The organism is Trichocoleus sp. FACHB-591 (assembly GCF_014695845.1).
Classification (GTDB): Bacteria; Cyanobacteriota; Cyanobacteriia; order FACHB-46; family FACHB-46; genus Trichocoleus.
Genome location: NZ_JACJPA010000004.1, coordinates 1 through 4,008, shown reverse-complemented (window position 1 = coordinate 4,008; position 4,008 = coordinate 1). Strand labels below are relative to the sequence as shown.

Below are 4,008 nucleotides of genomic sequence, written 5' to 3'. Positions count from 1 at the left end.
CTGATTGCCGAATCTCTCGGTGGCAATGACCACTGGTACGATCGCTCCCTAGCTCGGATTGGCGGATTGATTTACTACTGGGTGATTGTTTTGGTGTATATCCTCAATCCTCGCGCTGCTTACCACTTCATGCAGCAAGTTGAAGAGCACGCCTACCACACCTACGACCTGTTTCTCCAAGAGCACGGCGAAGCGCTCAAACAAATGCCTGCGCCAGAAGTCGCCATCAACTACTACCGCGATGGCGACTTGTATATGTTTGACGAATTCCAAACGACGCATCCTGAGGCATTTCGTCGCCCTCAAATTGAGAATCTTTATGATGTCTTCGTTGCCGTTCGCGAAGACGAATTAGAACACGTCAAAACGATGATTGCCTGCCAACAACCTAATGCACAAGATACATTCCAAAGCCCACACACTGAAAATCGCCCTGCCTTGCCAGAGTTGGTGAGAGCCGCGATCGCTGCGAAAACCGTACAAATTGTGCAAGCAGCAGAAAAAGAACCTGCTTAAGTGTAGTCAAGCAATTGCTGAAAAGGATTAGAAGAAATATGGCGACTTTATTTGAAAAACTTGGTGGTGCCGCTGCTGTTGACCTAGCGGTTGACAAATTCTATGCGCGAGTCTTGCAGGATGAGCGTATCAAGCACTTCTTTGCCAATGTCGATATGGTGAAACAACGGGCACACCAAAAGGCTTTTCTGACTTATGCCTTTGGTGGAACTGATAAATATGATGGTCGTTACATGCGCAAAGCTCACAAGGAGTTGGTAGAAAAGCAAGGTCTAAACAGCGAACACTTTGATGCCGTTGCAGAAAATTTGATGGCAACGCTAAAGGAGATGGGAGTTTCTCAAGATCTATTGGCAGAAGTCGCTGCGATCGCGACTGCCCCCCAACACCGAAAAGATGTCTTAAACCAGTAAGACTGATAGCTTGGCTTAAGTTCTGCCTCAGGGAGCGATCGCCTGCTCAGCAAGGTTAGCGTTGTGGAGTCACCGATTCAGAAGTAGACCTTGAGGCAGTTAGTCCTATTCACCTGTGCAGCAATCGCCACCTTAGCTCTAACCAGCTGTGGCTTTAGTCAGAAGACAATAGAGTCCAAGCTCGCCTCGATTGACACTCAGCCCAGTGCCGAGAAGCAATACGCTGCCTTGCTAGACGAGCTTGATTCAAAGTGCCAAGAGGACGGGCAGGCGATCGCTGACCTAACGGTGAGAGCTGTAGAGCTCGTTAAGCAAGCAGACAAAGAGGCGAACAACCTGCAAATGGGACCAGCAGGCGCATTTGAACAGAAAGTTACGGTTTTGAATGAGGGGCTGAGCTGTTGAATGAGGGGCCAAGAAGTGAAAGATGAGCTGGAAAGCTTAAACTGGACTGGGTTTTGGAACATCTATCGCAGCAAGGTTCCGAATCAGAATGATTGCGATGCACAGCAAGATGGCATCTACTCAGACAGTTTTAGAAGGGTTCAGCGATCGAGTCCTACCGCAGAATCATGGTTTCAGACCATCACTTTTGAGTGATTTGTTGACTAAGTCGGGCAGTCACCTACCCGACTCGTCTTCAAAACTAGACGTGAAAGTTTCCCTTCATCTAGCTCCTCAACAATGCAACGCCCTGACAAGGCATACCTCTTCAAATCACTGCGTGTTTTGTTGTCATGACAATGCCGATGCAGAAGTTGCAGATTGAAATAGAGACTGCTTCCCCCCTGAGAACGGGGTAGAACATGGTCGATTTCCATCTGGTCTTCTGCCTTGAAGTACAGGTCACAGAGCGGGCATTTTCCTGACTGTCGTTTTAATAAGACCGCTACTCGGGTCGGGAGTTCAGGATGTCGTCCCAAGCGTTGACTCCAATAAAGCCAGTCTCCGTCAAAAGGGCTTCTGTCCGCTTTCACCTTGACGTGCCGTTGGATAGCAACCTCTTGGTGATTGATCAGCCGCATCTGGCCTTCAGGGTCGGTCGAGAATTGAGACTGGTGCCAGTATTTGCGAGCTACCCAATTGCGACTCTTGTTCGGGTGCCGTCGGGTAGCCCATCGCCATAGCTTCAAAAACGTCTGCCATTGAGCCTTTCCAAAGGTCTTTTTGCTCACGCCAGTGGCGTAATAGTTTGTCCATCCTCGAATCACGGGGTTGAGTGCCCGGATGAGCACCCTTTGTGGGGCAGCTCTGAGTTGATGGATGATAGACCTGATTTGCTCGAGGTGACGCTTCAAGTTTCCTTGACTGGGGGTGATCAGCGTTTTATGACCCAAGTGGGACTTGGATTGGTGCTTGCCAATCCGGTGTTGCCGGACTGTAAATCCCAGAAAGTCAAATCCCACGTTTCCCTGATACTCTTGCAACGTGTGCGTGTACCGAGTTTTAGCGTCATGTAATGCTAACCCCAGTTCAGATAGCCCCTGAGCGATGACCTGCTGACAAGCTTGAACAACCTCAAGTCGTTCGTGCAAAATGATGAAATCGTCAGCAAAACGAATCAGATGAGCGTTACGGTTCACCTGTTTGATTCGAGTTTCCATCCCATGCAGGGCGATGTTGGCAAGTAATGGGGAGATTACTCCTCCCTGGGGAGTACCCGCTTCTGTTGGAAACCATTGCCCAGATTCCATTACCCCGCCTTTGAGCCACGCTTTTACCTGACGGTAAATGGTGGGTGAGGTGTTGAGCTTGTTCAACAGGGCTTGATGATTGATGCAGTCAAAGCACTTTGAAATATCTGCATCGAGAACATACTTAGGGATGACTCGAATACAGTTAAAGATCGCTTCTATTGCATCATGGGCTGAACGTCCGGGTCGAAACCCATAGCTGTTGGGCTCAAATTTGGCTTCCCATTCGGGTTCCAGAGCGAGCTTCAACAGTGCTTGTCGGGATCGGTCTGCCACGGTGGGAATGCCTAACGGGCGTTTCTCCTCCTTACCCGGTTTGGGAATCCAAACTCGGCGAGTCGGTTGTGCTTTATCTGTAAGCTTCAAGTTCTTAGCCAGCTGTAAGCGCCGTCGAGGGTGGAGTGACGCAATGCCATCTACCCCCGCCGTTCGTTTTCCCTGGTTATCTTGAGTGACTCGTCGGACGGCTAGACATCGGGCGGCCCAGGACGTTAGTAGGAGTCGTTGTAATCTGTGAACTGCCTTAACATCGCCACGGCGAGAGGCTTGATAGATTCGCGTTTGCAGCTTATACACCTGTCGCTCCAGCTTGCGCCAGGGCAACTGGTGCCATTCATACATCGTCTTGGGGGACGTGCTCATGACTTATGTACCGCGACTAACCACTCTATCGTTTGCATCATCGTGCCTACGTCTGCCTATCTCAGTCTTTCAACTGAGCATTTGCTTCTTAGGCAATCCCTCCTGCTACGGTCTTGCGGTGGGCACCTACTCAGACCTATCGACCTTGGTTCTGAGAGAGCCGTAGCAGGTTATCCCGTTCCAGATAACCGTGATTTGAACGTTTAGGAGGATGCTATCCACCGGGTTTATCGGGAGTGCTTACTGATCCTTGGCATGTAGGTCAGCCCCTGATCCTTTGCCGTTTTGGCCCCAGCCTCGTAGCCTCTTGAGCTGGTTCTAGTTAACGATGGCTCCATGCATCTTTGCTTGCGCTCTCCATGCGTTCATGCTCGACGGGATTCCAGGGGAGGCTCCCCAGTTACCGCCTTTTATTCCCGCTTCACCCGTTGATAGCCAGTCGCGAGATGGGGAATACGCTGTCACCCATGCACTTTGGGGGTAGGCCTTGAGTTTTCTAGGATACTGACTCTCACCTACACGGTTATCTAGTTGTCAAGGTACACAGGGTCGTTTTCCTTACCGCTCATCTTTGAGCCTTGTAGCTCATTTCGAGCGAACGGGTCGCACATGCCAACGCTAGTCCACCGAAATTTGATGGCATTGTTTTACGTGGATCTGGGCACAACTCCTGAAAGGCCCGCTGGTCCAACCACCGTCGGGCGTTTTGGTGAAGCGATCGCCATGCGGAAACGGCAATCTTG

General features: G+C 50.5%; 5 protein-coding genes. 4 read left to right on the top strand and 1 reads right to left on the bottom strand.

Going from position 1 to position 4,008, the window contains the following annotated elements:
• From H6F90_RS00070 to H6F90_RS00060, 3 genes are all read left to right on the top strand, one after another.
• The coding region (locus tag H6F90_RS00070) for an alternative oxidase (protein ID WP_190549101.1) at positions 1-516 on the top strand (516 nt) is incomplete at its 5' end.
• A gap of 38 nt (positions 517-554) precedes the next feature.
• Positions 555-929 carry a group 1 truncated hemoglobin gene (locus H6F90_RS00065; RefSeq protein ID WP_190549099.1) on the top strand — a complete coding sequence of 125 codons (375 nt, stop codon included), beginning with the start codon at positions 555-557 and terminating at the stop codon, positions 927-929.
• Between the two features lie 90 nt (positions 930-1,019).
• A complete protein-coding gene (locus H6F90_RS00060; protein WP_190549097.1) occupies positions 1,020-1,334 on the top strand; it encodes a hypothetical protein in 315 nt (104 codons plus the stop codon).
• 203 nt (positions 1,335-1,537) lie between these two features.
• Here H6F90_RS00060 and ltrA read toward each other — a convergent pair whose 3' ends face one another.
• Entirely contained in the window at positions 1,538-3,265 is a 1,728-nt protein-coding gene (ltrA, locus tag H6F90_RS00055) for a group II intron reverse transcriptase/maturase (RefSeq protein WP_190549095.1), read from the bottom strand.
• Between the two features lie 328 nt (positions 3,266-3,593).
• Between ltrA and H6F90_RS00050 the strand changes: the two genes are divergently transcribed.
• The gene (locus H6F90_RS00050) at positions 3,594-3,749 is read left to right on the top strand and encodes a hypothetical protein (protein ID WP_190549092.1); all 156 of its coding nucleotides are present in this window, start codon (positions 3,594-3,596) and stop codon (positions 3,747-3,749) included.
• Positions 3,750-4,008 lie beyond the last annotated feature (259 nt).

What these genes read in the sequence shown, in the direction of transcription:
- H6F90_RS00065 (WP_190549099.1), top strand. Translation starts at nt 555, where the DNA reads ATGGCGACTTTATTTGAAAAACTTGGTGGTGCCGCTGCTGTTGACCTA.
- H6F90_RS00050 (WP_190549092.1), top strand. Translation starts at nt 3,594, where the DNA reads ATGGCTCCATGCATCTTTGCTTGCGCTCTCCATGCGTTCATGCTCGAC.
- ltrA (WP_190549095.1), bottom strand. Translation starts at nt 3,265, where the DNA reads ATGAGCACGTCCCCCAAGACGATGTATGAATGGCACCAGTTGCCCTGG.